The sequence below is a fragment of the Rhizobium sp. 25PS6 genome, from assembly GCF_032464655.1.
Taxonomy (GTDB): domain Bacteria; phylum Pseudomonadota; class Alphaproteobacteria; order Rhizobiales; family Rhizobiaceae; genus Rhizobium; species Rhizobium laguerreae.
This window is the reverse complement of the sequence record NZ_JAWDIV010000017.1, coordinates 13,148-38,999: the sequence shown is the minus strand read 5'-3', so window position 1 is coordinate 38,999 and position 25,852 is coordinate 13,148. Positions and strand designations below refer to the sequence as shown.

Sequence of the window (25,852 nt, the reverse complement as noted above, 5' to 3'; positions counted from 1 at the left end):
CATCAGGATTTCAGCTCCTTCCAGGCCAAATCCAGCGCCAGCCTGGTAATCCTCGCCATCTCGTCCACCTCGGCATGGCTAATGACGAGTGGCGGCGAGGCGAGCATGCGGTCGCCGGTGGCGCGCAGCACCAGACCGTTCGCCAGCGCGTGGTTGCGCACCAGCGCACCGACCTGATCGGGCTTGGCATAACGGGTACGGGTGCTCTTCTCCGCGGCAAGCTGCAGTCCGCCCATCAGGCCGATGCTGGCGGTTTCGCCGACCAGATCATGGTCTGCCAGCGCTGCCCAGGCCCTGCCGAAATAGGGGCCGATATCGTCGCGCACGCGTTCGACCAGTCTTTCCTCTTCGATGATGCGCAGGTTTTCGAGTGCTGCGGCCGCGCAGACCGGGTGGCCGGAATAGGTGAAGCCATGGTTGAAGTCGCCGACCTCGTTGATCAGCACATCGGCGATGCGGTCGCTGACGAGCACGCCGCCGATCGGCAGGTAGCCGGAGGAAAGCCCCTTGGCGATCGGCGCCAGATCGGGCTCGACGCCGAAATACTGGTGGCCGAACCAGGCGCCCAGACGGCCGAAACCGCAGATCACCTCGTCGGTCACCAGCAGGATATTGCGCGCCTTGCAGATGCGGCCGATCTCCGGCCAGTAGGTCTCGGGCGGGATGATGACGCCAGCAGCCCCCTGCACCGGCTCGGCGACGAAGGCGGCGACATTCTCCTCGCCGAGTTCGTCGATCTTCGTTTCGAGTTCGCGGGCGACCTTGAGACCGAATGCGGCGGGTGAGAGATCGCCGCCCTCGCCGTACCAGTAGGGCTGGCCGATATGGACGATGCCAGGGATCGGCAGGTCGCCCTGCTCATGCATGTATTTCATGCCGCCGAGGCTGGCGCCGGCGACGGTCGAACCGTGGTAGCCGTTCTTTCTCGATATGACGATCTTCTTCGACGGCTTGCCGACGGCGCTCCAGTAGACCCGCGCCATGCGGAACCAGGTGTCGTTCGCCTCCGAGCCGGAGCCGGTGAAGAAGATATGGTTGAAAAGCTCGCCGGCATGGGAAGTGACCTTCTGCGCAAGCAGCGTCGCCGGCGTCGAGGTCGTGCCGAAGAAGGTGTTGTAATAGGGCAGCTCGTTCATCTGCCTGGTGGCGGCGTCAGCGATCTCCCGGCGGCCATAGCCGATATTGACGCACCAGAGGCCGGCGAAGCCATCGAGATATTTCCTGCCGTGATTGTCGAAGATGTAGACGCCCTCGCCCCGCTGGATGATGCGCGCGCCCTCGGCATTCAGCTTCTTCATGTCAGCGAAGGGATGCAGGTGGTGCGCGGCGTCGATCGCGGCAAGGTTCGAGGGTGGGTAAGTGTCGGGCATGATTGGTAAAGACCCTCGCGGATTGAAAGGCTGATGTCGATGGGATAGGAGCTTGGCCTTGTCCCGGAGGATTTTCAAGGTCATGGCGAGCGACAGGGTGGACGGCAAGGCCGAGGCGGGCGGCGACCCGCGTTTCGAGATCCTTATCGTCGGCATGAACGGCGACCTGCGCGGCAAGCAGCTTCCGCCCGGCGCCGAAGACAAGGTCTGGGCCGGCGACATCCGCCTGCCGACGTCGACGCAATCGCTCGACATATGGGGCGACGACAATGACGACATCACCGGCCTTTCGCTGACGATAGGCGATCCCGACGGCAAGGTCATCCCCGACCGGCGCAGCCTTGCGCCGATGCCTTGGGCGCCCGAGGGTTCGATGCAGGTGCTCGCCACCATGCATGAATTCGACGGCAGCCCGAGCTTCATGGATCCGCGTGCCATCCTCGCTTCGGTGGTCGAGCGCTATGCGGCGCGCGGGCTGACGCCCGTCGTCGCCACCGAACTGGAATTTTACGTGATGTCGGGAGACTGGCGCGAGACCGGACGCCCCTGCCCACCCGAAAGCCTCACCTATCAGGGCGAACCGAACGGTTTCCAGCTCTACGACATGAGCGCCGTCGACGCGCTCGATGGCTATTTGCAGACGCTGAGGGCCTATGCGAAGGCGCAGGACCTGCCGGCGGATGCGACGACGGCGGAATTCGGTCCGGGCCAGTTCGAGGTCAATCTCATGCACCGCGCGGACGCGCTGGCAGCCGCCGACGATTGCCTCTATCTCAAGCGCATCGCCGAACAGGCGGCACGCCGGCACGGGCTGAAATCGACCTGCATGGCCAAACCCTATTCCGAACATGCCGGCTCCGGCCTGCATGTGCATGCGAGCATCATCGACGGGCAAGGCCGCAACATCCTCGATGCCAAGGGCGGCGAACCGAAGCTACTCAAATCGGTGATATCAGGCCTGCTCGACTCCATGCGCGCGGCGCAGCTGATCTTCGCCCCCTTTGCCAATTCCTACCGCCGCTTCCAGCCGGGCTCGTTTGCGCCTGTCGATCTGACCTGGGGCAGCGGCCATCGCGGCACGGCGATCCGCATCCCCGACAAGGATGGCCCGGCCGCACGCATCGAACACCGCGTCGCCGGCGCCGACGCCAATCCCTATCTGCTGCTGGCGGCGATCCTCGGCGGCATGCTCACCGGTCTCGACGGCGAACTCGACCCCGGCGAAGAGACGACGCCCTCGCACATACCTGCGAACACGACGCGACTGACGCATGATTTCCTCAGCGCCGTCGAGACCTTCCGCACCTCGCCCTTCATCGCCGATATCTTCGGTGCGCGTTATCAGGCGCTCTATGGCGACACCAAACGCAAGGAAGCGCTTGCGCATCTGCGCACCGTCTCGGATTTCGACTACCGCACCTATCTGCCGCGGCTCTGAAATTACGTAGCGGGCCGACTTACGCAGCGGGCTCGCGGCGTTCGTCCTCATTCACCTGAGCGGCGAGCCCCTGCTTGACGAGAACCTTCAATTCGCCCGGATGCAGCCGGATCGAGACGTCGCGTTCGAGCGGCAGCAGCTCGCCATCCATGACGCAATTGGCTTTGGAGCGCAGTTTCGGGAAATGCAGGTGCACTTCTGCCGGATGCATCACCATGACATCGGCATTCTCGCGGACCTTGCCGCGCAGCATGTCGATGGCGAGGCGGGCGACACCGAGGGGCTTTAAGGGATTTGCAGTATAGAATCCGAGTTCGCCGCTTCTCAAATTATCGGCGTAGAGCAGTGCGTTCTCACCGAAGGGATTGTTGGAGACTGAGATCGCCGACACCCTGCGGCGCTCGCGCATGCCGATCGCCTCGAATTCGACCTCGAATTCCGGCGGGTTGAAGATGACGCCTAAAGCCGCCTTGGTGCTCGCCCGAATCTTGCCCAGCCGGGACCGATAGCTGTAGGCGTTACGGTAGCGGACCATGCGGGCATGCAGGCCGGCGGAAAACTGGTGGATGAAGGGCCGGCCGTTGGCGCTGGCGATATCGACATTGTCGACCTCGCCGGAGGCAAGCACATCGAGCGCCTGCCAGATATCGAGCGGCACACGCAGCGAGCGGGCAAAGAGGTTCATCGTGCCGGCAGGCACGACGCCGAGCGCAATTCCGTTCTTCCAGGCAATCGATGCCGCCGCCGAAATCGTACCGTCGCCGCCGCCGGCGACGATACCGTCGATATCGTCGCGCTTGGCCGCCCGCTCCATGGCAGGAATGATTTCCTTTCCTGAGAAGACGATGGCGTCGAAATCGTGCCCCGCTTCGCGGAAGGCCGCCTCCGCCCTCTTCTCATAGGCCAGCATGTCGGTGGTCTTGAAGGTGCCGCCGTCGCGATTGAAAAAGCCTACAAGCCTCATAAGAGCTCCCGTCCCTGGCGCGGAAATGCTCCTGCCTTGCCCCTGAGATGGTTGCGACATCGGCGATTTCAAGCGCAGCCATCTTTGCCGAGAAATGACAGAAATGCAAAAATTGCAATAGACGTATGCACATAGCAGGACGCTGCACTGCAAAAAATGCACTCGACGGCAGCCGAGAGGTTGGGGATAGATGGTGTATCGGAGACACGTCTCCACCTCCCGCCATTTCCAACGATCGGCTCGCGTCTGCGCCAGCGGCCATTGCCAAGCAGAAACCGCCTCGAGGAGCTCTCGTGAGTGAGATTGCCGCCAATATTTCAGTCGATAGCCGGAACTCCATTGATCGCCAGGAAGAAGAGCTGCCGTCGGCAATGACCGTGGCGCTGGTCCAGTTGGCGCTCGCCTGCGGCGGCTTCGGCATCGGCACCGGCGAATTCGCAATCATGGGGCTGCTGCCCAATGTCGCCGAGACTTTCTCGGTCACGACGCCGCAGGCCGGCTACGTCATCAGCGCCTATGCGCTCGGCGTCGTCGTTGGCGCACCTGTCATTGCGGTACTCGCCGCGAAGATGGCGCGGCGCACCTTGCTTTTGACGCTGATGCTGATCTTTGCCGCCGGCAATATATCAAGCGCCATGGCGCCGACCTTCGAGACCTTCACGCTGCTGCGTTTCGTCAGCGGCCTGCCGCACGGCGCCTATTTCGGCGTCGCGGCCCTTGTCGCCGCCTCGATGGTGCCGGTGCATCGCCGCGCCCGCGCTGTTGGCCGCGTCATGCTCGGCCTGACCGTTGCGACACTTCTCGGCACGCCGTTGACGACCTTCTTCGGCCAGTCGCTCGACTGGCAGGTGGCGTTTTTCTCGGTCGGCGTGCTCGGCCTGCTGACGGTAGCGCTGATCTGGTTCTACGTTCCGAAGGACACGGTTTCCGCGGAAGCGGGCTTCCTGCGCGAACTCGGCGCCTTCCGCCGGCCGCAGGTGTGGCTGACACTCGGCATCGCCGCCGTCGGCTACGGCGGCATGTTCGCAATGTTCAGCTATATCGCCTCGACGACGACTGAGGTGGCGATGCTGCCGGAAGCAGCCGTTCCGATCATGCTGGTCCTCTTCGGCGTCGGCATGAATGCGGGCAATTTCATCGGCTCGTGGCTCGCCGACAAATCGCTGCTCGGCACGATCGGCGGGTCGCTCGTCTATAATATCGTCGTGCTGACCACCTTCTCGCTGACCGCCGCCAATCCCTATTTGCTCGGGCTTTCCGTCTTCCTCGTGGGCTGCGGCTTTGCCGCCGGCCCGGCGCTGCAGACGCGGCTGATGGATGTTGCCGCCGACGCGCAGACGCTTGCGGCCGCGTCCAACCATTCCGCCTTCAACATCGCCAATGCGATCGGCGCCTGGCTCGGCGGCCTCGTCATCGCCGGAGGCTACGGTTTTGCGGCGACCGGCTATGTCGGCGCGGCGCTGTCCTTCCTCGGCCTGTTCGTCTTTGCAGCCTCGTTACGCCTCGAGCGCCGAGACCGGAGCGCGCAGGCCGTCTGAGGCCAGGCGCAGTTCGCGGCCTTCCGGGCTGCAGAAGACATAATCGTCACCCCAGGCGGCCAATGCCTGGATCACGGGCTTCAGCGTCATGCCGAGCGGCGTCATTGCATATTCGACCCTCGGCGGCACGACCGGATAGACGGTGCGTGATACCAGGCCGGACTCTTCCAGTTCACGCAACTGCTTGGTCAGCATGCGCTGGGTCACGGCCGGCAGTTTACGCCGCAATTCGTTGAAGCGCAGGGTTCCTTGCATCAGATGAAAGAGGATGACGCCCTTCCACTTCCCGTCGAGGTAAGTCAGCGTCGCTTCGACCGGGCAGCCAGGGAAATTCTTGACGAGCTTGGCGCGCGGCAATGACATTTTACAGTATCCTTTTGGGTACTACGTACAGAATTTGTGCATTCTTGCGTTGTCAGAACATAGTGCGCATCTAGCTTCCGTGCAAACGAACACAGGAGTTTCCCATGCGCGCCGTCGCCTATAAAACGCCCCAGCCGATCTCCGCCGAGACCTCGCTGATTGATGTCGAGTTGCCGATGCCGGAGCCCAGGGGCCACGATCTGCTCGTCGAAATCAAAGCCGTTTCGGTCAATCCCGTCGACGTGAAGGTGCGCGCCCATTCCGCACCGCCCGCGGGCGAGTTCAAGGTGCTCGGTTGGGATGCCGCCGGCATCGTCAAGGCCGTCGGCGCCGATGTCACCCTGTTCAAGCCCGGCGATGAGGTGTTCTACTCCGGGGTTATCAGCCGCCCGGGCACCAATGCCGAATTCCATCTCGTCGACGAGCGCATCGTCGGCACCAAACCGAAGAGCCTCCATTTCGCTGCCGCGGCCGCCTTGCCGCTGACCTCGATCACGGCCTACGAAGCGCTGTTCGACCGGCTGAAGGTGCAGGACGCGGTTTCGGGGGCGGGACGCTCCATCCTGATCATCGGCGGCGCTGGCGGCGTCGGCTCGATCGCCATTCAGATCGCCCGGGCATTGACCGACCTGACGGTGATCGCCACCGCCTCGCGGCCGGAAACGCAGAACTGGGTGAAGGAACTCGGCGCACATCATGTCGTCGATCATTCCAGGCCGATCGCACCGCAGGTGGCGGCACTCGGCATCGGCACGCCGGGATTCATATTCTCGACCACCAATACCGACAGCCATATCGGCGACATCGTCGAAGCGATTGCGCCGCAGGGCCGCTTCGTTTTGATCGACGATCCGAAGACGCTCGACATCATGCCCTTCAAGCGCAAGGCCGTCTCTGTTCATTGGGAGCTGATGTTCACCCGCCCGCTCTACGGCACGCCTGACATGATCGAGCAGCACAAGCTGCTGAACAGGATTTCCGAGCTCGTCGACGCCGGAAAGATCCGCACCACGCTTTCGGAGATCGTCGGCCCGATCAATGCGGCAAACCTCAAGACGACTCATGCCATGGTCGAAAGCGGCAGAATGAAGGGCAAGGCGGTGCTTGCAGGATTCTGAGATCGCAGCCGGCAGCGCCGGTGTTTTTGGAAGCCCCGAGGTCTACATGCCATACCGCCGGCCATACCTGCCTGGAATGCCGCATCGCGGGGGTGCGGCATTCTGGCGTTAAGCATTTACCCCGCTTGACTTTTTTCGCGTCCGGGACCACCTAGCATCCACGTGGATGACACTCGTCAGCCACGGATTTCAACGGAGCCATCATAACGATGCCAAGCGACAGTAGCAGTCGATTGCCTTTGCCGTACGCGGCCCTCGTGCGCTGACCGACTCCTGTCGGCTCGCCCGATCGGACGCTACGGCGGATCGACGGAAAGGCGAGCCTCAAATGAATATCAATCGCTTCCCTCTTCGGGCAGGCCATGCCGCCCGTGCCTTCATCAACAACAGCCGCGGCGCAACAATCGCCGAACGCGTCGAATCATTGAACGCGCTGAGCGTCCAGGACGCCGGACGTGTTCTATGCGGCATGCCGCTGGACTATGCGGTCAACATTCTCGACCGGCCGGAGCTTCGCAACTCCGCACAGATCCTTGCGCTGATCAGTGCCGAGGATGCCGCACGGCTGCTGCACGGCATGTCGAACGACCGCGTCGCCGACGTGCTGCTCGAACTCGACGGCGAGACCCGCGCCCGGCTGTTCTCCAGCCTCGACGAACCGGTGCGCATCGCGATCCAGCACCTGATGGGATATCCGCCGCGCACAGCCGGCGGCATCATGACGACGGAGTTCGTCAGCGTGCCTGACAGCTGGACCGTCGCCCGCACACTCGACCATGTGCGCCAGGTCGAACGCTCGCGCGAAACCGTCTACGCCATCTATGTGCTCGACGAGGTCAGCCATACGCTGCTGCATGTGGTGACGCTGCGTCGCCTCATCACCGGCGAGCCGGAGGCTTCGATCCTCTCGGTGGCACAGAAGGGCGTGCCGGTTTCGGCCGATCCGCTGATGAAGCAGGAGGATGTCGCGCGGCTGATCCGCAAGCACGACCTGCTCGCCCTGCCCGTCACCGACGAACATGGGCAGATGCTCGGCATCGTCACCGTCGACGACGTGATCGACACGATGATATCGGACACGACGGAAGCGGCCCAGAAGTTCGGCGGCATGGAGGCACTCGGCCAACCCTACATGAAGATCAGCTTCGCCGGCATGATCCGCAAGCGCGCCGGCTGGCTCGCTGCGCTCTTCCTCGGCGAGATGCTGACGGCAAGCGCCATGCAGCATTTCGAAGGCGAGCTGGAAAAGGCCGTGGTGCTGACGCTGTTCATCCCGCTGATCATGAGCTCGGGCGGCAACTCGGGTTCGCAGGCGACGTCGCTGATCATCCGAGCGCTGGCACTCGGCGAGCTGAAGCTTTCGGACTGGTGGAAGGTGCTTTTGCGCGAACTGCCGACCGGCATCGTGCTCGGCGCGATCCTTGGCCTGGTCGGCTTCATCCGCATCGTCTTCTGGCAGTCGGCCGGCCTCTACGATTACGGCCCGCACTGGCAAATGGTCGCCGTCACGGTGTTTGCCGCCCTGATCGGGATCGTCACCTTCGGCTCGATCTGCGGCTCGATGCTGCCCTTCGTGCTGCAGAAGCTCCGGCTCGATCCGGCCAGCGCGTCGGCCCCCTTCGTCGCCACGCTGGTCGACGTCACCGGGCTCGTCATCTACTTCTCGGTAGCGCTGCTCATCCTCAGCGGGACGCTGCTCTAACCGGCAAGCAAGCCCGAGGGAATTATCTCCCCTCGGGCAGCTTCAACGGCCCATGCGTCTTGATGCTGCGGATGGCGAAGTTCGAGCGGATGTCGCTGACATTCGGCAGGGTCAACAGCGTTTCGGTCAGAAGCCGTTCATAGGCGGCAAGATCTTCCACCACCACCTCGGCGAGGAAATCGGCCGTACCCGAAATCAGGAAGCAGGAGACGATCTCGGGGATTGTGAGCAGCGCCTTCTGCTGCGCCTCGGAATTCTCGCGGCTGTGATGGACGACCTTGAATTCGACGAAGACGGTGAGGCCGAGACCAACCTCCTTGCGGTCGATATCCGCAGTGTAACCGCGGATGATGCCGGACCGTTCGAGATTGCGGATGCGGCGCAGGCAGGGCGACGGCGAAAGGTTCACCTTCTCGGCGATCTCGACATTGGTGGCGCGCGCATCCTCCTGCAGGCACTTCAGGATGGCGATATCGAATTTATCGAGATTTGGCATTTTCGCGATACCTGTGGGCCTCGATTGGCAGAAGATTGCGCATAGCATGATTTTGGAGCCATAGATAGCAAGGACATGCCTCGGCCTCTGGCGCTAATCTTTTCTTCAACCGGACAGGCTCCGGACGGAAGAAAGGATTGAGACGATGACCACCATTGCATTTACAAACGACAAGTCGCCGTCGCAGATACTGGGTTATGCTGGCGGCACCATTACCGTGCTGATCTGGGCGACATGGTTTCTCGTCACCCGCCACAGCGCCGCAACGCCGCTCGGCTCGATCGATATCGGGCTGATCCGCTTCGGAATTCCGGCGCTGATGCTTTCGCCCGTCTGGCTGAAGACGGGGCTGCTGCCGAAGGCCCTGCCGCTTCACCTGCTGGCGATCATGGTGTCCGGTTCCGGCGCTGTGTTCTTCCTGCTGACGACGCTGGCAATCCATTCGACGCCCGCCGCCTCTTCAGGCATTCTGCTCGGCGGCTCGATGCCGCTCGCTGCGGCGCTGATCGGCATTGCGCTGTTTCGCGAAAGACCTGACGGCACCCGCATCGCCGGGCTCGTCGCGATCGTCGCCGGCGTGCTGATCCTGCTCACGCGCAGTCTTGCGGACGCCTCGCTGCCATGGACGAGCTTCGTACTGCTGCCGGCCGGCGCCATTCTCTGGGCAAGCTATACGCATGCCTTCCGCCGCACCGGTCTGACAGCCGTGCAGGCGAGCGCCCTGATCGCCGTCTGGTCCTTCCTGATCATGGGCGCGCTTGCCCTCATCTTCGGCATCTCGCTGCCACAGGCTACGCTCCCGGAGATCGGCCTGCAGGTGCTAAGCCAGGGCGTTCTTTCCGGCCTCGTCGCCATGGTCGCCTACGGCACCGCCGTCAGAACACTCGGCGGAACACAGGCTGCCGCCTTCACGGCGCTGACGCCGGTGCTCGCGACACTTGGCGGCGGCTTGCTGCTTGACGAAGCGATCGGCATGACGGAAATCAGCGCCGCCGTGATCACCGGCATCGGCGTGGCGCTTTCGACAGGTATCGCCACGCCACGTCGCTGAAATCCAACACCAACAGCAGATGGAAAAGCCGCCTGCAGCCATCGCTGCGGCGGCTTTTTCAATGGAGAGGGCGTCGTTACCGAGCTTGGAACGGACACGTCAGGCCTGGATGACAACGACCCTGGCGCCGACTTCGACTCGGCTATAGAGGTCGATCACGTCGTGGTTCATCATGCGGACACAGCCGCTCGACATGGCAAGACCAATCGATTGCGGCTGGTTGGTGCCATGAATGCGGAAATGCGTGTCGTTGCCGCCGCGATAGAGATACATCGCCCGCGCACCGAGCGGGTTGTTCGGGCCGCCCGGCATGCCGCCGGCGAGCTTGCGATAGCGCTCTTCGCGGCGCTGCATGTTTTCAGTGGGCGTCCAGCTCGGCCACTCGGCCTTGCGGCCGATATAGGCATTCCCGGCAAAGGCCAGCCCCTCGCGGCCGACGCCGACGCCATAACGCATCGCCCTGCCGCCGCCGAGGACGTAATAGGCGCGGCGCGCGGGTGTATCGACGATCACGGTGCCGGCAGCATGCGTGGTTTCGTAGGCCACTTCCTGGCGGCGGAGCTCCGGCTTGATCTTGTCGATCGGCACCTGCTTCAACGGGAATTTTTCATCCGGAAGTGCGGCATAATTCGTCTGGCTGTTCAGACCGGTCGAAGAGCAGCCGGCCACGAAAAGCGGCAGAGCGATCAGAAAGCCCCGGCGGGAGATCGTCATGAATGTGTCCTTAGTGCGTCAACTTGATGTCGCAAGCTAAGGAAATTATGGTTAACGAACGGCTAACAGCCTCCGGCAGAAGGCGATCACGAAGGCGTCAGCACGCAAGAATTGTCGCGGTGGGGATAATCCGCATCACATATTCGGATAGACCGGCCCCTCGCCGCCCTGCGGCGGCACCCAGTTGATGTTCTGGTTGGGGTCCTTGATGTCGCAGGTCTTGCAGTGCACGCAGTTCTGGGCGTTGATGACGAAGACCTCTTCGCCGTCCTTTTCCACCCATTCATAGACGCCGGCCGGACAGTAACGTGTCGACGGACCGGCATAGATGTCGTGTTCGGAACGCTTCTGCAGCGCCATGTCCTTAACCTGCAGATGCACCGGCTGGTCTTCCTCGTGATTCGTGTTCGACAGGAACACCGAGGAGAGGCGATCGAAGGTCAAGACGCCATCGGGTTTGGGATAGGCGATCGGCTTGTGCTGCGACGCCGGCTCCAGGCTCTCAGCATCGGTCTTGCCATGCTTCAGCGTGCCGAAGACGGAGAAGCCGAACAGCTGGTTGGTCCACATGTCGAAGCCGCCGAGCGCCACGCCGAGTGCGGTGCCGAACTTCGACCATAGCGGCTTGACGTTGCGCACCCGCTTCAAATCCTTGCCGATGTCGCCCTTGCGCCATTCATTCTCGATCTCGGCCACCTCGTCATGGCTGCAGCCGGTCGCGATCGCGGCGACGATCTTCTCGGCGGCCAGCATGCCCGACAGCACCGCATTGTGGCTGCCCTTGATGCGCGGCACGTTGACGAGACCGGCCGAACAGCCGATCAGCGCCCCGCCGGGGAAGGTCAGCTTCGGCACCGACTGATAGCCGCCCTCGGTGATGGCGCGGGCGCCATAGGACAGGCGCTTGCCGCCCTCGAAGGTGGTGCGGATGGCCGGATGGGTCTTGAAGCGCTGGAATTCCTCGAAGGGATAGAGATAGGGGTTCTTGTAATTGAGGTGGACGACGAAACCGACGGCGACCAGATTGTCTTCCAGGTGATAGAGGAAAGAGCCGCCGCCGGTCTTCATGCCGAGCGGCCAGCCGAAGGAGTGCTGCACCAAACCCGGCCTGTGGTTTTCCGGCTTGACCTGCCAGAGTTCCTTGAGGCCGATGCCGAATTTCTGCGGTTCGCGGTCTTTTTGCAGATCGAACTTGGCGATCAACTGCTTGGCGAGCGAGCCGCGCACGCCCTCGCCGATCAGGGTATATTTGCCGAGCAGTTCCATGCCGCGGGTATAGTTCGGGCCAGGCTCGCCATTCTTCTCGATGCCCATATCGCCGGTGGCGACCCCGATGACCGCACCCTGGTCATTGTAGAGCACTTCGGTGGCGGCAAAGCCCGGATAGATCTCGACGCCGAGCTCTTCGGCCTTGGTCGCCAGCCAGCGACAGACGTTTCCGAGCGAGACGATGTAGTTGCCGTGATTGTTCATCAATGGCGGCATCAGCACATTCGGCAGGCGAACGGAGCCGGCCGGACCGAGCAGCAGGAAGTGATCGGCGCTGACCTTGGTCTTGAACGGTTGGTCGGCCTCGTCGCGCCAGCCGGGCAGCAGCCGGTCGATGCCGATCGGATCGACCACGGCGCCAGAGAGGATATGCGCGCCAACTTCCGCGCCCTTCTCCAGCACGACGACGGAGAGTTCCGGATTGACTTGTTTCAGACGGATCGCCGCCGCAAGACCAGCCGGACCGGCGCCGACGATCACAACGTCGAATTCCATGCTCTCGCGTTCGGGCAGCTCAGTCGTCTCGGTCATTCACTCGTCTCCGCTTGCCGGCACGCGGCCGTCATCCCGTCATGGCACTTTCTTGTCAAAACGAGAAAGCATTGTCGAGCCGGGATACGACAGCCAATCTTCCAATTCGCACAATGATGAGGCCTCGCGAGACAGAATTACATAACGCTTACGTCAACGTCAATTATCAAACGCTGCCGAACCGGTCACATGCCCTTTCCTTTTCCGCCGCTTGCGCCTTATACATCGCTCAAAGCTATCGGAGGACAATCATGGATCTCGGCATCAAGGGCAAACGGGCACTCGTCCTCGCCTCCTCGCGCGGTCTCGGTCTCGGCATCGCCGTGGCGCTGGCGCGTGAGGGCGCAAACGTGCTGCTCTGCGGGCGTAGCGGCGAACAGCTGGAGGCCAATTGCAAGGCAATCAATGGTGAAGGCAAAGGCCGGGCCGACTGGATCTGGGCCGATCTCGGGGACGAACGCTTCGTCGAGATGACGACGACGGCGGTGAAGGAGAAGTTCGGCGGGCTCGATATCCTCGTCAACAATACCGGCGGACCGACGCCCGGTACGACGGAGGATATGACGGGCGAAAAGCTCGAAAGTTACTTCCTCTCCATGGTCGCTCGCGTGATCACGCTCACCAATGCCCTGCTGCCCGGCATGAAAGCGCAGGGCTGGGGCCGCATCCTGACGGTTGCCTCGTCCGGCGTGATCGAACCAATCGCTAATCTGGCGCTGTCGAATACGCTGCGCCCCGCCCTTGCCGGCTGGAGCAAGACGCTTGCCTCCGAAGTGGCGGGCTTCGGCGTCACCACCAACCTGCTGTTGCCGGGCAGCATCCTGACGGCGCGGCTCGACGATCTCGACGGAGCTGCGGCAAAGCGAACCGGCAAGAGCCTCGAGGAAATCCGCATCGACAAGGAAGCGCGCATTCCGGTCGGCCGCTACGGCAGGGTCGAGGAATTCGCCGCAACGGCTGCCTTCCTGTGCAGCCAACCAGCAAGCTACATCACCGGCTCGCTCATCCGCTGCGACGGCGGCGCGGCACGATCCGTCTGACGGCTTAGCCGACGCGGGCCGCCGCCCCCCATGTCGCCACACTTTGGATCATCTGTTCGACGTTAGCCGGATCGTCCGCAAGTTCGGCGAGCTCGGACAGACGATGGAAGCCGGTCAAGATCGCAATGCGGCGCCGGTCGAGCCGGCGTCCGGTCAGCGTTTCATAGGCCGATATGATGCGCGCGGTCAGATCGGGCGAAATGAAGTTCGAGTAGATGAATTCCTGGTGCAGCGGGCCAAAGCCGGAATCGGCGAAATCGTAGATGCCGTTCAGCCGCCTTTGCGCATGGTCGAAGGCCATGTTCCAGCCGTGACCGTCGAAGAAGCCGTAGATGTTGCCGTAGGGATCGGGCGGCAAGGCCTCGAAATCCGAAATAATGGCCTGCGCAAAGCTCCTGATGTCAGGCGGCAACAGCGGCAAAGCCTTTATTCGCACCGTCTCGGGCGATTGCCATGGCTGGATAGCCCCGGCACCGGCGGACCGTATGCGATCGGCATCGAGCACATGCAGCTCGGCGTAAAAACGCGCGAGATCTTCCCCGAGGCGCTGCCGATCGCTTTCGCCAAGCGCATCATAATCTTCGGCAATGAGATGTTCGCCGTCGAGTTTGGCATGGCTGGAGAAGATCGGCGGCCCGTCGTGAATGCGCATGTCGGGAACCGCCATCGACAGCGACGGCCGAACAATATCGAGCAAGGCGGCTTCCTTCTGAAGCGCTCTTTCCGCGCCGAGATTGCGGGGAAACTTGAAGATTAATGTGTCATCGACGTCGACGGCAAGCGAATCCCAGCCCTTCGCCGCCAGCTTGAAGACGGAGGCCGTGAGTTCAGGAAATAGGCTTACGATCAGAGAGCGAAATTCGCTGGCATCCAACTCAGTCATGACGACTTGCCTTCTCTCGTTTTTCCATGTTTTTCCGCGCGATGGACGGCATACGGGTCGGCATCGTCATTGGCGAACCACCCTCGCCGCCGCCGTCGGACGGCATTTGATCTATATTAGTATAATTGAATATTACGGAATATTCATTACAAAATTTTAAGCCATTATAACCACTTAGTGATCACATACCGGGAATTATGTCCTTTTTGCGCCGCAATATAAGCAGCTCAATCAGAGCATAAAGTTTGCACCTTGCTCAAGACCGGTTCCCGCCATGAAGAAATTTTGGATCACCGTCAGCGTTATCGCGATTGCCGCCATCGGCGTCTGGCAATTCGGGAATCTGGTCCCTTATGCCTCCCGCATTCCCTACCTCTCGCAGTTCATCAAGCAGCCGGCCGGCGGCGATGGCGGCGGGCAGCAGGCGCAAGCCGATCAAGGTCAGGCCACCAGTCAGGATGGCGGGCAACATCAGGGCGGCGGGCGCAGGCGCGGTGGCGGCGGCCCGACCGTCGTCAAGACCGTCGCAGCCGTGAAAACGACGCTGCCGATGGATGTGACGGCGACCGGCTGGGCCGATGCCGATGACAACACGACCATTGCCGCACAGGAACAGGGCTTGATCGTCAGAATCGATGCGCAGGATGGGACGACCGTGAAAGCCGGCGACCTGATCGCCAAGCTGGACGACCGGACGGCCAAGGCAACCGTCGACAAGGACAATGCGATGATCGTGCGCGACAGGGCAACCCTTTCGGAAGCCGAGACCGCATTGACGCGCGCGCAGGATCTCTTCAACCAGAAGGCCGGCACCCAGCAGAGCCTCGACCAGGCGGTCGCCGCCCGCGATACCGCCGCAGCCACTGTTGACGCCGACAAGGCGTCGCTGGCCTCCGACCAAATCCTGCTCGAGCACACCGACATCCGTGCTCCCTTCGATGGCCGGCTTGGCGATATCGCCGTCAGCAAGGGCGCCTTCCTCAATGCCGGCTCGGCAATCGTCACCATTGCGAAATACGATCCGATCTATGTGAAATTCCACCTGCAGGAACGCTACCTGCGGGAGCTGAAGAGCGCTCTGGCAGGCGGTCCGGTCGAGGTCAGCACCGCTCCCAGTTCCACCAAGGGGCAAGTGCGAAAGGGCGAGATCAGCTTCTACGACAATACGGTCGATACCGCCTCGGGCACGATCCTCGCCAAGGCGAAATTCGAGAATTCCTCCGGCGCGCTCTGGCCCGGCCAGTCGGTCAACATCGTCGTGCATTTCAACAATGACGAACAGCAGGTGGTGGTGCCAACGGTCGCCGTCAGCCCCGGCCCGGAGGGTTTCTTCGCCTTCGTCGCCAAGGACGGCAAATCGCATCTGACGGCCGTCACCGTTGCCCGCGCAAATGGCGGCTTCACCGCCATCGCCTCGGGCCTTTCGGAAGGCGACCATGTCGTCGTCGAGGGCCAGGGCCAGCTCAGCGACCAGCAGGCGATCAAGGAGCAGTTCGACGATAAGGCGCTTGATGTCGCCTCCGCCGAAGAGCCTCGGCAACAGCAGCCCTCCGAGACAATCGCGGTGGGAGCTCAACAATGATCCCGAATTTCTGTATCCAGCGACCCGTCGCGACGACGCTGCTTGCGATCGGCGTCATTCTGGCCGGTCTTGCCGGTTATCAGCTCGTCGCCGTCGCAGCGCTACCGCAGGTCGATTTTCCCACCATCAACGTTTCGGCGCAGTTGAGCGGCGCCTCACCGCAGACGATGGCGACCTCGGTTTCGACGCCGCTGATCAAGCAGTTCGAGACCATTCCCGGGATCACCGAAATCAGCGCCTCCAGTTCGCTCGGCAGCACCAGCATCGTGCTGCAGTTCGACCTCAGTCGTAATATCGATGCGGCCGCAGCCGACGTGCAGGCGGCGATCTCGAATGCGACCCGGCAACTGCCCGACAATCTGACGACGCCGCCGAGTTATCGCAAGACGAACCCGGCCGATGCGCCTGTCATGCTGCTCTCGGTGCAGAGCAACACCATGCCGCGCAGCAAGCTTGACGACATCGCCGAGAACATCATCTCGCCGTCGCTTTCGACGCTTCCCGGCGTTGCCCAGGTCAGCGTCTACGGTGCGCAGACCTATGCCGTGCGCGTCGAGGTCGATCCCAACAAGCTTTTGACCCGCGGCATCGGCATCGATACCGTCAACAAGGCGCTTGCTGCCGCCAACAGCCAGCAGCCCGTGGGAACGCTGCAGAACAATTCGCAGAGCATGACCATCACGGCGAACACGCAGCGCACCAGCGCCGAACAATTCCGTTCGCTGGTCATTGCCAATCCGAACGGCGCGCCGATCCACCTCGGCGATATTGCCGATGTGCAGGACAGCGTCGAGAACCAGTATACCGGCAGCTGGTATGATGGCCAGCGTGGCATTATCCTCGCCATCCAGCGTCAACCCGATGCCAATACGGTGGATGTCGTCGATGCGATCAACGCCAAGCTGCCGCAGCTTCACTCCGAAATCCCGCCCTCGGTCAACACGGTCGTCATGAATGACGCCGCAAAACCGATTCGCGATGCCATCTCCGATGTGAAATTCACGCTGCTGCTCACGATCGGCCTCGTCGTTCTCGTCATCTACCTGTTTACCGGCCATGCGACCGCAACGATCATTCCCGGGCTTGCCGTTCCGCTGTCGCTGATCTCGACTTTCGGCATGATGTATGTGCTCGGCTACAGTATCGACAACATCTCGCTGCTCGGGCTGACGCTCGCGGTGGGGCTCGTGGTGGACGACGCGATCGTCATGCTCGAGAACATTCTGCGCCATGTCGAGGACGGCATGCCCGCGCGGGAAGCGGCGATCAAGGGTGCGGGCGAAGTCAGCTACACCATCATTTCCATGTCGGTTTCGCTCATCGCGGTCTTCATCCCGATCCTGATGATGGGCGGCGTTGTCGGCCGCGTGTTCAACGAATTCGGCATGGTGGTTGCGATTGCGATCATCTCTTCGGCAATTGTCTCGCTGACCGTAACGCCGATGCTCGCCTCGCGTCTGTCCAACCACCAGAGCCGCCCGCCGCTCATCATCCGCATCTTCGATGCCGGCTTCGAACGGACGCTGCGCGGCTATGACAGGGCTGTCGGCTGGTGCCTTCGCCACCGCCCCACGATCCTCGGCGTTTTCCTCGCCACGGTGGCGCTGACGATCTATTTCTTCATGACGCTGCCGACAAGCTTCTTCCCGCAGGAGGATATCGGCCGCCTGACGATCAGCACGCAGGCCCGGCAGGACATTTCCTATTCCGCCATGGCGGCGCTGCAGCAGCAGGCGGCAGCCGCCGTCAAGGCGAACCCAGCGGTCAACCATGTGATGTCGACGATCGGCGGCAACCCCAACAAACCGCAGAACAACGGCTCGATGTTCGTCGAACTCAGGGACAAGAAGGAACGTCCGCCGCTTGACCAGACGCTGCGCGAGCTGCGCGCGGAGATCAACAAGATCCCCGGATTGCAGGCCTTCGTGACGCCGAACCAGAGCCTGCGCTTCGGCGGTCGCCAGACGGCCAGCCAATATCAGTTGGTGGTGCAGGCGCTGAGTGCCGATCAGACCAACCTGTGGGCTGGCAAGATCCAGGCGGCGATGCGCAAGGATCGCCTCTTCACGGACGTGACGTCGGACGCGCAGAACAACGCGCTGCAGGCCAATATCGTCATCGATACCGAGCGGGCAGCCGCCTACGGGATCGACAATGACACGCTGCGCACGACGCTGCAGGAATCCTTCAGCGGATATGCAGCGGCGGAAATCCAGTCGACCGGCGACAGCTACGACGTCATCGTCGAATATGATACGAGCAAGCCCTGGGACGACCAGAAGCTCTCGGAAATCCGTGTCGCCTCGGCCAATGGCAGCCTGGTGCCGCTTTCGAACTTTGCGCATGTCGAGCGCACGGTCGGCCCGGTGACAATCAACCAGACGGGCCAGCTCGTCTCGACCACCGTTTCCTTCAACCTGCCGGAGGGCGTATCGCTCAGCAATGCCACGGCGGCAATCGACCAGATCAAGACGGAAATGAGCATGCCGGCCGACGTCTTCACCTCCTATGGCGGTACAGCTGAGATTTTCGAGCAGTCTCAGGGCAATACGCCATACCTCATCCTGGCGGCGGTGCTGACTATCTATGTCGTGCTCGGCGTGCTCTACGAGAGCTTCATCCACCCGCTCACCATTCTGTCCGGCCTGCCGGCCGCGGCATTCGGTGCGTTGCTGGCGCTCAAGATCATGGGCTTCGACCTGTCGATCATCGCCCTGATCGGGCTGCTGATGCTGATCGGCATCGTCAAGAAGAACGCGATCATGATGATCGACGTGGCGGTGGAGACCATGCGCAAAACCGGCGAAAAGGCGACGGTGGCGATCCACGAAGCCTGCGTGCGACGCTTCCGACCGATCATGATGACGACCTTCTGCGCCCTGCTCGGCGCCTTGCCGATCGCGCTCGGCACCGGCGCAAGTTCGGAACTGCGCCAGCCGCTCGGCATCGCCGTCGTCGGCGGCCTGATCGTCTCGCAGATGCTGACGCTCTTCATCACCCCGGTCATCTTCGTCGAGATGGACCGCTTCGGAAACTTCCTCGGCCGCCTGATCGGCCACAAAAAGGTCGAGGAGCCGCAGCTGGAAGAGGCAAGGGCGATGGCCGCCGAGTAACGGCGGCCTGCCCTCTTCGCTCCGGCAGGCGAAGAGGGAACAACAGATGTCGGCGCGATGCCTTCAATCCTCTTGAAAGTGTCACGCCCCTGTGGCATCACCCGCCCTCCTGATTCCGGGGGGTGCTTACGCCCTTTCGCGGAGCGATGCTCCGTCTCCAATAACAATCGGCATGAAGAGGTGCGGGCATGGCTCAGGCGCTGGGTTTCGACTTCGGCACGACGAATACGGTTCTCGCCATGGCGGATGGCGGGGCGACGCGCTCGATGGCGTTCACGAGCACGGAGGGTACGGCAGACAGCATGCGCACGGCGCTTTCCTTCATGAAGGATGCCCAGCTCGGCGCTTCGGCACTGAAGGTGGAAGCGGGCCATGCGGCGATCCGCCAATTCATCGACAATCCCGGCGAATGCCGCTTTCTGCAGTCGATCAAGACCTTTGCGGCGAGCGCGCTGTTCCAGGGCACGCTGATCTTCGCCAAACGGCATAATTTCGAGGATCTGATGGAGGTCTTCGTGCGGCGGCTGCGCAACTATGCCGGCGACAACTGGCCTTCGGATGTTAGTCGCATCGTCACCGGCCGGCCGGTGCATTTTGCCGGCGCCAGCCCCGATCCGGCGCTGGCGACCGAGCGCTACAACGAGGCGCTGTCGCGCTTCGGCTTTCCCGAAATCCACTATGTCTACGAGCCGGTCGCCGCCGCCTTCTACTTCGCACAGAACCTGAAGCGGGATGCCACAGTGCTGGTCGCCGATTTCGGCGGCGGTACCACCGACTATTCGCTGATCCGCTTCGAGACCGTCGCCGGCAAGCTGACGGCAACGCCGATCGGCCATTCAGGCGTCGGCGTCGCCGGCGACCATTTCGACTACAGGATGATCGACAACATCGTCGCGCCGCTGATCGGCAAGGGCAGCCATTTCAAAAGCTTCGACAAGATCCTCGAAGTGCCGTCCAATTACTATTCCAGCTTCGGCCGCTGGAACCAGCTGTCGATCTTCAAGACGACGCGCGAATTCGAGGATCTGAAGAAGCTGGTGCGCACCAGCCTGGAACCGGAAAAGCTCGAAATCTTCATCGATCTCATCGACCATGATGAGGGCTACCCGCTCTATCAGGCGGTGTCGGCGACGAAGATGGCGCTCTCGGCTTCGGAGGAAGCGCCTTTCGATTTCGCGCCGCTTGGCCGCGGCGGACATCGCAGCATCAAGCGAAGCGACTTCGAAGGCTGGATCGCCGATGATCTCGCCCGCATCGAAGGCGCACTCGATGACGTGCTCGACAAGACCGAGACGAAACCATCGGAGATCGACAAGGTGTTTCTGACCGGCGGCACCTCCTTCGTGCCGGCGGTGCGCCGCATCTTTACCGAACGCTTCGAGCGCGACCGGATCGAAAGCGGCGGCGAGCTGTTGTCGATCGCCCATGGCCTGGCGCTGATCGGCGAACGTGACGACATCGCGCAATGGACTGTGCAATAGAGCCGGCAAGGTCGGGCAATCGGCCGCCCGCCCTTTCAATGCCCCTGTCACTCCGCTAAGCTTGCCGCATGATCTCCGCCAACGACCTTTCCCCAGCCGAGCTCGCAGCGCTTCTGCATTTCCATGCCGATGCTGGCGTGGAATGGCTGCTGGAGGAAGAGGCGATTGACCGCTTCGCCGAATTCGAGGCGATGAAGGCCGCCCGCCGCCCGGCGGCACAGGCGCAGCAGCAACGTCCCGCCGCTGGGGAGCGCCCTGCCCCAGGTCAGGCACAGGTGCGCCCGAATGCAGCGGTGCGCCCGGCGCCTGCCGAACGCGCGGCGTCCGGTCCGCAACCGGCAATCCCGGATGGCGAGGCGGTACAGCAGGCGCGCTTCGTCGCCGAGACCGCGCGCTCGCTCGTCGAGCTCAAGACCGCGATCGAAGCCTTCAGCAGCTGCAACCTCAAGCACAGTGCCCGCTCGACCATCTTTGCCAGCGGCGATGCCGAAAGCGGGATCATGGTGATCGGCTCCGCGCCGAGTGCCGAAGACGATCGCGAGGGCATGCCCTTCTCGGGAAAATCCGGCCAGCTGTTAGACAAGATGCTGGCGGCGATCGGGCTGACGCGCTCGAGCGTTCTGTTGACGCAGGTCATCCCCTGGCGACCACCTGGCAATCGTGCGCCCTCGGCCGCGGAAATGGACATTTGCCGACCCTTCATCGAGCGGCAGATCGCGCTTGCCGAACCGAAAGCGATCCTGGTGCTCGGCAATTTTTCGGCGCGCTTCTTCTTCGGTGAAAACGATACGATTCATGGGTTGCGCGGCCGCTGGAAGGAGATTGCCGTTGCGGACTGTGTCATTCCTGCCATAGCCAGTCTGCATCCGCAGGATCTGTTAACCGCACCTGTAAACAAGCGGCTGGCCTGGAACGACCTGCTGGCTTTTCAGGCGAAACTTAAGTCCCTCTCTTTGCTTAGAAATTAGCAAAAGTTGAATAATTTGTGAATCAATCTATGCGATTTTCGCATGGCTGCATCCCGCCGTGATGCATTGCGGAATCTATGCTGCACCGCAATATCAGCTGTGTCTTGGGAGGAATCACAGGAACCAAGGCCATGAACAAGCGTTTTCGTCCTATCCATAGCGGGTTTGAAACCCTTCGCCTCGCCGGCGACCAGGTTCGTTCCACTCAAGGCTACAGCCGTTTCGGCTTTGCCACGAACGAACAGATCATTGCCCGCGGCACCGGCATCAACAGCCGTACGGCGCGCCCGAACGCCATTTTTTCGGACTTCCAGCAATATTGAGCAGAGAACTCAAAGTGTTGCAGCGTCCTTTGCGCGTCTGAAAAGACGCGCGGCGCTGCAGGCGCTTCGCCTGCCCTTTCGTGTCAAGAGCACCCAACATGTCGACGATCCTGATATCGCTTCTGCGCAACATCGAAACCTTCGAGCACATCCGCGTCGCGGTCTGCGCCGCGCGGGAATATGAGCGCGAGCTTTCGGTCAAGCCGGCCGATGCCAGCGCGCGCATTGGCGCAGGCGCTACAGCCATCGTTCTCTGATCACACGGCCATTTCTTCGATCTGGGCCTTCGCCCATTCGAAAGCTTCGTCGACATAGGCGAACTTGACCGCCTGCCAGGCGCAATATTCCTCGACGAAATCCCGCGATATCCATAGGTGCGTCTTGCGCGGCTCATCCTGCCAGCCGACGCAGCCGCGTTGCGCCGCTTTTGCCAGCAACCGCTGCAGATGGGTGCGCGACATCATGAAATCAGCGGCGAGCGCGCGGGTTTCGACGCGACCGACGGACAGCCTATCCGGCTCGCTGCTTTCTATAGCCATCCGGGCGATGAAGTTGTCGACGACGAGGCCGCCGGCTTCCGTCCAGAGGAAGAGCGCCACCTGCTCCGGCGGCTCGCGCCAGGCGGCATCTTCGAGGCAATGGCGGGCAATGCGCGGCTGAATGAGCCGCATCAGTGATGGATTTGCCTGGAAAAAGGCTGCCCTTTGACCGCCGTCGAGCAGGTCGAGCGCACCGAGATTGGAGAAAAGCCAGGCAAACATACCCTGATGACTGACGTCGCCCGGTTCGAAATGACGTGGTCGCCGCCGCTCGTCGCCGGGCGTGTGGGTGATGAAGCGGTAGGTATAGAGTTCTTCGATGAAGGCGAGCACGGTGTTGCGGCTCGCCACCTTGTGCGCGGTGATGCGCCCGGTCAGCCCAACGGCGGTGAAGCCCGAGGTCGGGTCGCGCGGATCATATTCCAGATGGAGGGCATAGGCAGTCTGGGTCAGAAGCCAGCGTTGATGGGAGGCGAGCAGTCGCGCCAGCCGCGGACCGGCATCGAACATGCCGCGCATCTGCCCAGCCAAAAAGCGAATGCTCATCAGAAAGGAAGAATTCCCCACCAATTGCTCCGCTGTGAATGCCATTATGCTTTTCTCCACCCCCCGCTCGCCGGCCAGCGTTCGGAGCAACGACACCCGAGAGCTCCTCCGGCATCAGCGGCCATTCAGACATGCACAGCTTGGAATAAATGATACTCTCTCATGTTCAACAATCATATTCCGCAGACCGAGGATATCCCAAGAATTCACCATTCTTTTCACTCTTTGAGCGCAAGTTTCAAGCCACCGCAATCCCTGCGTTAAAACCTTGATAAACATGCGCTTGCAGGCGTCAGGCTTGCGGCGTTGTGGCCTTGCGCGCCTCTCTCTGCTCGATGCCCAGCTGATGCTCGCGATAGATGATGAAGATGCCGGCGGCGACGACGATGACGGTGCCGATCAGCATGGTCACGCTCGGCACGTCGCCGAAGACGAAGTAGGCGACAATGCCGCCGAGCAGGATCGACGTATATTCGAACGGCGCGATGGTGGAGACGTCGGCATGGCGGTAACTTTCCGTCAGCAGGATCTGCGCGACGCCGCCACAAAAGCCGGCGGCGATCAGATAGAGCGCCGTCGGCCATGCCAGGATGAGCCAGCCGAAGGGAAGAGAAGCCAGCGAGAAGACCGAGGCGGTGATCGAGAAATAGAGCACGATCGTCGCAGTCTTCTCTTCCTCGACGAGGCGACGCACCTGGATCATCGCCGCGCCGCCGAGAACGGCCGAGAGCAGCACGCAGAGCGCACCGACGGCCTGTTCTGCTTCCATGCCGCCGTCGCGAAACAGCGTGAGTTTCGGCCAGGAAACGATGGCGACGCCGACGATGCCGACCAGGACGGCGCTCCAGCGATAGATGCGCACGGTCTCGCCGAGAAAAACGGCAGCGAAGATGACGGCGACGAGCGGCAGCGCATAGCCAAGCGCGATCGCCTCCGGCAGCGGCAGATGCAGCAGGCCGTAGAAACCGAAAGCCATCGACAAGATGCCGATCGTACCGCGTTTCAGGTGACCGATTGGATTGGCGGTGTAGAAGGCGGCGCGCAACTGCCTGTTATAGGCCAGATAGGCCATGATCGGGAACAGCGCGAAGAACGACCTGCAGAAGGTGACCTGCCCCGGCGGGATGTCTGAGCCCGCCAGCTTGATGAAGGTCTGCATGGCCAGGAAGACCACGACCGACGAGACCTTCAGCGCAATGCCTCTCATCGGGTTTCTGAGAACCGAGTGCATGATCCTGGCTCTTGATACTGACTTAACCGGAACGGGGAGACGCGTTCGACTCGGGAACGCAGCAGGTGACGTCGCCCATCGTAGCGAAAGAAAAGTCTGATTGGCGAAAAAACCGCAAGCAATATGAGAGAATCACAGAATCGCCGTCAGCCGCGGGCTCAACCGTGCTGCATACGCGTCACCGCGCTGAAATTTCCCTTTTTGAGCCATTTACCCCCAAAATGTTCATCTCCCGGCGCTCGGCGTTAACCAATTGAAAACCATAGGCAAGCATCGTTTTTATCGCTGATCTCGAAATTTTCTTCACCGCACAAACAATTGCCCGCTCCTTCCAGGATCCCATTTGATGAAGCCGCTTAGCGCCGAAACCATTGCCCAGTCGCAGAATGCGACACCGCGCTCCATGCGCGTCGTCACCGACGGCATCAGCACCGACCTCGAGCGCTTCAGCGCCGACAACACCCATATCGTCAAGCAGATCAAGCTGCTGGCGATCAATGCGCTGATCGAGGCGGCCAGAGCCGGCGAGACCGGAAAGGGTTTTGCCGTCGTTGCCAACGAGGTGCAGCGGCTGGCGCAGATCGCAACCGACATCACCGGCAGGTTCGAAAGCAACGTGCTCGGCCGCATCGGCCTCAGCCGTGCCATGGCCGATTCGCTGGTCGAGGAGATGGAGGGCGTTCGCCTAACCGATCTGGCGCAGACGCTGGTGCAGCTCATCGTCCGCAATCTCTTCGAGCGCACGGCCGATGTGCGCTGGTGGGCGACGGATCCAGCGCTCTGGCAGGCGCTGCAGAACCCGAGCCGGGAAACCGTCGCCTTTGCGGCGGAGCGTCTCGGCGCCATCAACCGCTTCTACACCGTCTATCTCGATCTCGTCATGACCGATCTCTCGGGCAAGGTGATCGCATCCGCCAATCCCAAGTTCCAGCGCAAGATCGCAGACACGAGCCTTGCCGGCGATCCGTGGTTCCGCGCAGCGTCGGCCTGCTCCTCCGGCGACGCTTATATCGTCGATGATGTCAAAGCGAGCCCGCTCCACGACGCCAGGCATGCGCTCGTTTATGCCACAGGCATCCGCGAAGAGGGCAAGCTCGACGGGCGGCTGGTCGGCACGCTCGGCGTCTATTTCGACTGGCAGAACCAGGGCCAGGCGATCGTCGAGAAAGAGGCCAACCTGCCACCGCAACTGGCGGAAAGAACGACGGTCATGCTGCTCGACGGCAAGAGCCGTGTCATCGCCACCACCAATCCCGCCTTGCTCTTTTCCCATTTCGCGCTCGCCAATCCGTCCGGCCAAACGAAAGGCAGCTACTACGACAATAACGGCTCGATCGTCGCCTTCGCGCGGACCCTCGGCTACGAGGATTACGATGGGCTCGGCTGGTACGGCGTCGTCGTGCAGCAGACGGAAAACGACGCGACGATCAAAGCTGCCCTCAACCTGAAGTAGCGCCCATCTCCCCGCAGCGGCGTTCATCCGTTTCCAATAAGATATTTTGCCCGCGAACTTGGTGTTCGCGGGCAATTTGCTTTAACTTTAGTTCAGACTTTAATGTAATCATCCCCGGCAAAATTTATGGCAGAGTGCG

22 protein-coding genes are annotated in these 25,852 nt (G+C 61.9%); 13 read left to right on the top strand and 9 right to left on the bottom strand.

The annotated features are described in order from the left end of the window. Positions 1–2: 2 nt before the first annotated feature. Positions 3–1,370: an aspartate aminotransferase family protein gene (locus RWK44_RS23420; RefSeq protein ID WP_221999538.1), complete on the bottom strand. Its 1,368-nt coding sequence runs from the start codon at positions 1,368–1,370 to the stop codon at positions 3–5. A gap of 82 nt (positions 1,371–1,452) precedes the next feature. Between RWK44_RS23420 and RWK44_RS23415 the strand changes: the two genes are divergently transcribed. Further along, positions 1,453–2,808, top strand: a complete 1,356-nt coding sequence (locus tag RWK44_RS23415) for a glutamine synthetase family protein (RefSeq protein ID WP_131661171.1) — start codon at positions 1,453–1,455, stop codon at positions 2,806–2,808. A 19-nt stretch (positions 2,809–2,827) separates the two neighbouring features. Here RWK44_RS23415 and RWK44_RS23410 read toward each other — a convergent pair whose 3' ends face one another. Beyond that, a complete protein-coding gene (locus RWK44_RS23410; RefSeq protein ID WP_131640456.1) occupies positions 2,828–3,772 on the bottom strand; it encodes a diacylglycerol/lipid kinase family protein in 945 nt (314 codons plus the stop codon). 293 nt (positions 3,773–4,065) lie between these two features. Here RWK44_RS23410 and RWK44_RS23405 point away from each other — a divergent pair, with 293 nt between their 5' ends. Continuing rightward, complete coding sequence (locus tag RWK44_RS23405) at positions 4,066–5,310, top strand: MFS transporter (protein ID WP_221999537.1); 1,245 nt, start codon at positions 4,066–4,068, stop codon at positions 5,308–5,310. On the opposite strand, the gene RWK44_RS23400 is transcribed toward RWK44_RS23405, so the two are convergent. Beyond that, the gene (locus RWK44_RS23400) at positions 5,269–5,673 is read right to left on the bottom strand and encodes a winged helix-turn-helix transcriptional regulator (protein ID WP_131640458.1); all 405 of its coding nucleotides are present in this window, start codon (positions 5,671–5,673) and stop codon (positions 5,269–5,271) included. The genes RWK44_RS23405 and RWK44_RS23400 overlap by 42 nt on opposite strands. A 104-nt stretch (positions 5,674–5,777) precedes the next feature. Here RWK44_RS23400 and RWK44_RS23395 point away from each other — a divergent pair, with 104 nt between their 5' ends. After that, positions 5,778–6,791 carry a zinc-binding alcohol dehydrogenase family protein gene (locus RWK44_RS23395; protein WP_316029460.1) on the top strand — a complete coding sequence of 338 codons (1,014 nt, stop codon included), beginning with the start codon at positions 5,778–5,780 and terminating at the stop codon, positions 6,789–6,791. 328 nt (positions 6,792–7,119) lie between these two features. Further along, positions 7,120–8,493 carry a magnesium transporter gene (gene mgtE, locus RWK44_RS23390; RefSeq protein ID WP_168337504.1) on the top strand — a complete coding sequence of 458 codons (1,374 nt, stop codon included), beginning with the start codon at positions 7,120–7,122 and terminating at the stop codon, positions 8,491–8,493. A gap of 22 nt (positions 8,494–8,515) precedes the next feature. Here mgtE and RWK44_RS23385 read toward each other — a convergent pair whose 3' ends face one another. Next, the gene (locus RWK44_RS23385) at positions 8,516–9,037 is read right to left on the bottom strand and encodes an Lrp/AsnC family transcriptional regulator (RefSeq protein WP_206102937.1); all 522 of its coding nucleotides are present in this window, start codon (positions 9,035–9,037) and stop codon (positions 8,516–8,518) included. A gap of 97 nt (positions 9,038–9,134) precedes the next feature. Here RWK44_RS23385 and RWK44_RS23380 point away from each other — a divergent pair, with 97 nt between their 5' ends. Continuing rightward, a complete protein-coding gene (locus RWK44_RS23380) occupies positions 9,135–10,040 on the top strand; it encodes a DMT family transporter (RefSeq protein ID WP_168284170.1) in 906 nt (301 codons plus the stop codon). A 99-nt stretch (positions 10,041–10,139) separates the two neighbouring features. Here RWK44_RS23380 and RWK44_RS23375 read toward each other — a convergent pair whose 3' ends face one another. Both RWK44_RS23375 and RWK44_RS23370 read right to left on the bottom strand, forming a co-directional pair. Further along, entirely contained in the window at positions 10,140–10,754 is a 615-nt protein-coding gene (locus RWK44_RS23375; protein ID WP_017959713.1) for a L,D-transpeptidase, read from the bottom strand. Positions 10,755–10,889: 135 nt separating this feature from the next. Beyond that, positions 10,890–12,554 carry an electron transfer flavoprotein-ubiquinone oxidoreductase gene (locus tag RWK44_RS23370; protein WP_316029459.1) on the bottom strand — a complete coding sequence of 555 codons (1,665 nt, stop codon included), beginning with the start codon at positions 12,552–12,554 and terminating at the stop codon, positions 10,890–10,892. A 251-nt stretch (positions 12,555–12,805) separates the two neighbouring features. Here RWK44_RS23370 and RWK44_RS23365 point away from each other — a divergent pair, with 251 nt between their 5' ends. Next, the gene (locus RWK44_RS23365) at positions 12,806–13,594 is read left to right on the top strand and encodes an SDR family oxidoreductase (protein ID WP_222060331.1); all 789 of its coding nucleotides are present in this window, start codon (positions 12,806–12,808) and stop codon (positions 13,592–13,594) included. A gap of 4 nt (positions 13,595–13,598) precedes the next feature. On the opposite strand, the gene RWK44_RS23360 is transcribed toward RWK44_RS23365, so the two are convergent. Next, a complete protein-coding gene (locus RWK44_RS23360) occupies positions 13,599–14,477 on the bottom strand; it encodes a phosphotransferase family protein (RefSeq protein WP_316029458.1) in 879 nt (292 codons plus the stop codon). A 274-nt stretch (positions 14,478–14,751) separates the two neighbouring features. Between RWK44_RS23360 and RWK44_RS23355 the strand changes: the two genes are divergently transcribed. The 6 genes from RWK44_RS23355 (at position 14,752) to RWK44_RS23330 (ending at position 22,201) form a co-directional block, all read left to right on the top strand. Then, positions 14,752–16,059, top strand: a complete 1,308-nt coding sequence (locus RWK44_RS23355) for an efflux RND transporter periplasmic adaptor subunit (RefSeq protein ID WP_316029457.1) — start codon at positions 14,752–14,754, stop codon at positions 16,057–16,059. Continuing rightward, entirely contained in the window at positions 16,056–19,172 is a 3,117-nt protein-coding gene (locus tag RWK44_RS23350; RefSeq protein WP_222060328.1) for an efflux RND transporter permease subunit, read from the top strand. Before RWK44_RS23355 ends, RWK44_RS23350 begins: the two co-directional genes overlap by 4 nt. A gap of 188 nt (positions 19,173–19,360) precedes the next feature. After that, positions 19,361–20,653, top strand: a complete 1,293-nt coding sequence (locus tag RWK44_RS23345; protein ID WP_130701687.1) for an Hsp70 family protein — start codon at positions 19,361–19,363, stop codon at positions 20,651–20,653. A 68-nt stretch (positions 20,654–20,721) separates the two neighbouring features. After that, the gene (locus tag RWK44_RS23340; RefSeq protein ID WP_131666008.1) at positions 20,722–21,621 is read left to right on the top strand and encodes a uracil-DNA glycosylase; all 900 of its coding nucleotides are present in this window, start codon (positions 20,722–20,724) and stop codon (positions 21,619–21,621) included. A gap of 131 nt (positions 21,622–21,752) precedes the next feature. Further along, positions 21,753–21,944, top strand: a complete 192-nt coding sequence (locus tag RWK44_RS23335; RefSeq protein WP_316029456.1) for a hypothetical protein — start codon at positions 21,753–21,755, stop codon at positions 21,942–21,944. Positions 21,945–22,042: 98 nt separating this feature from the next. Next, positions 22,043–22,201, top strand: a complete 159-nt coding sequence (locus RWK44_RS23330) for a hypothetical protein (protein ID WP_020049252.1) — start codon at positions 22,043–22,045, stop codon at positions 22,199–22,201. Here the strand turns inward: RWK44_RS23330 and RWK44_RS23325 are convergent, their stop codons facing one another. Together RWK44_RS23325 and RWK44_RS23320 are read right to left on the bottom strand one after the other, a co-directional pair. After that, positions 22,202–23,074 (bottom strand): hypothetical protein, encoded by an 873-nt coding sequence (locus RWK44_RS23325; protein WP_131666009.1) that lies wholly within the window; start codon positions 23,072–23,074, stop codon positions 22,202–22,204. Between the two features lie 247 nt (positions 23,075–23,321). Then, a complete protein-coding gene (locus RWK44_RS23320) occupies positions 23,322–24,260 on the bottom strand; it encodes a DMT family transporter (protein ID WP_020049250.1) in 939 nt (312 codons plus the stop codon). A gap of 346 nt (positions 24,261–24,606) precedes the next feature. On the opposite strand from RWK44_RS23320, the gene RWK44_RS23315 reads away from it, so the two are divergent. Continuing rightward, positions 24,607–25,713: a methyl-accepting chemotaxis protein gene (locus RWK44_RS23315; protein ID WP_131666010.1), complete on the top strand. Its 1,107-nt coding sequence runs from the start codon at positions 24,607–24,609 to the stop codon at positions 25,711–25,713. Positions 25,714–25,852: the final 139 nt, after the last annotated feature.

What these genes read in the sequence shown, in the direction of transcription:
- RWK44_RS23345 (WP_130701687.1), top strand. Translation starts at nt 19,361, where the DNA reads ATGGCTCAGGCGCTGGGTTTCGACTTCGGCACGACGAATACGGTTCTC.
- RWK44_RS23340 (WP_131666008.1), top strand. Translation starts at nt 20,722, where the DNA reads ATGATCTCCGCCAACGACCTTTCCCCAGCCGAGCTCGCAGCGCTTCTG.
- RWK44_RS23355 (WP_316029457.1), top strand. Translation starts at nt 14,752, where the DNA reads ATGAAGAAATTTTGGATCACCGTCAGCGTTATCGCGATTGCCGCCATC.
- RWK44_RS23365 (WP_222060331.1), top strand. Translation starts at nt 12,806, where the DNA reads ATGGATCTCGGCATCAAGGGCAAACGGGCACTCGTCCTCGCCTCCTCG.
- RWK44_RS23325 (WP_131666009.1), bottom strand. Translation starts at nt 23,074, where the DNA reads ATGGCATTCACAGCGGAGCAATTGGTGGGGAATTCTTCCTTTCTGATG.
- RWK44_RS23375 (WP_017959713.1), bottom strand. Translation starts at nt 10,754, where the DNA reads ATGACGATCTCCCGCCGGGGCTTTCTGATCGCTCTGCCGCTTTTCGTG.
- RWK44_RS23335 (WP_316029456.1), top strand. Translation starts at nt 21,753, where the DNA reads ATGAACAAGCGTTTTCGTCCTATCCATAGCGGGTTTGAAACCCTTCGC.
- mgtE (WP_168337504.1), top strand. Translation starts at nt 7,120, where the DNA reads ATGAATATCAATCGCTTCCCTCTTCGGGCAGGCCATGCCGCCCGTGCC.
- RWK44_RS23370 (WP_316029459.1), bottom strand. Translation starts at nt 12,554, where the DNA reads ATGACCGAGACGACTGAGCTGCCCGAACGCGAGAGCATGGAATTCGAC.
- RWK44_RS23420 (WP_221999538.1), bottom strand. Translation starts at nt 1,370, where the DNA reads ATGCCCGACACTTACCCACCCTCGAACCTTGCCGCGATCGACGCCGCG.
- RWK44_RS23320 (WP_020049250.1), bottom strand. Translation starts at nt 24,260, where the DNA reads ATGCACTCGGTTCTCAGAAACCCGATGAGAGGCATTGCGCTGAAGGTC.
- RWK44_RS23410 (WP_131640456.1), bottom strand. Translation starts at nt 3,772, where the DNA reads ATGAGGCTTGTAGGCTTTTTCAATCGCGACGGCGGCACCTTCAAGACC.
- RWK44_RS23400 (WP_131640458.1), bottom strand. Translation starts at nt 5,673, where the DNA reads ATGTCATTGCCGCGCGCCAAGCTCGTCAAGAATTTCCCTGGCTGCCCG.
- RWK44_RS23385 (WP_206102937.1), bottom strand. Translation starts at nt 9,037, where the DNA reads ATGCTATGCGCAATCTTCTGCCAATCGAGGCCCACAGGTATCGCGAAA.
- RWK44_RS23380 (WP_168284170.1), top strand. Translation starts at nt 9,135, where the DNA reads ATGACCACCATTGCATTTACAAACGACAAGTCGCCGTCGCAGATACTG.
- RWK44_RS23395 (WP_316029460.1), top strand. Translation starts at nt 5,778, where the DNA reads ATGCGCGCCGTCGCCTATAAAACGCCCCAGCCGATCTCCGCCGAGACC.
- RWK44_RS23315 (WP_131666010.1), top strand. Translation starts at nt 24,607, where the DNA reads ATGAAGCCGCTTAGCGCCGAAACCATTGCCCAGTCGCAGAATGCGACA.
- RWK44_RS23350 (WP_222060328.1), top strand. Translation starts at nt 16,056, where the DNA reads ATGATCCCGAATTTCTGTATCCAGCGACCCGTCGCGACGACGCTGCTT.
- RWK44_RS23330 (WP_020049252.1), top strand. Translation starts at nt 22,043, where the DNA reads ATGTCGACGATCCTGATATCGCTTCTGCGCAACATCGAAACCTTCGAG.
- RWK44_RS23360 (WP_316029458.1), bottom strand. Translation starts at nt 14,477, where the DNA reads ATGACTGAGTTGGATGCCAGCGAATTTCGCTCTCTGATCGTAAGCCTA.
- RWK44_RS23415 (WP_131661171.1), top strand. Translation starts at nt 1,453, where the DNA reads ATGGCGAGCGACAGGGTGGACGGCAAGGCCGAGGCGGGCGGCGACCCG.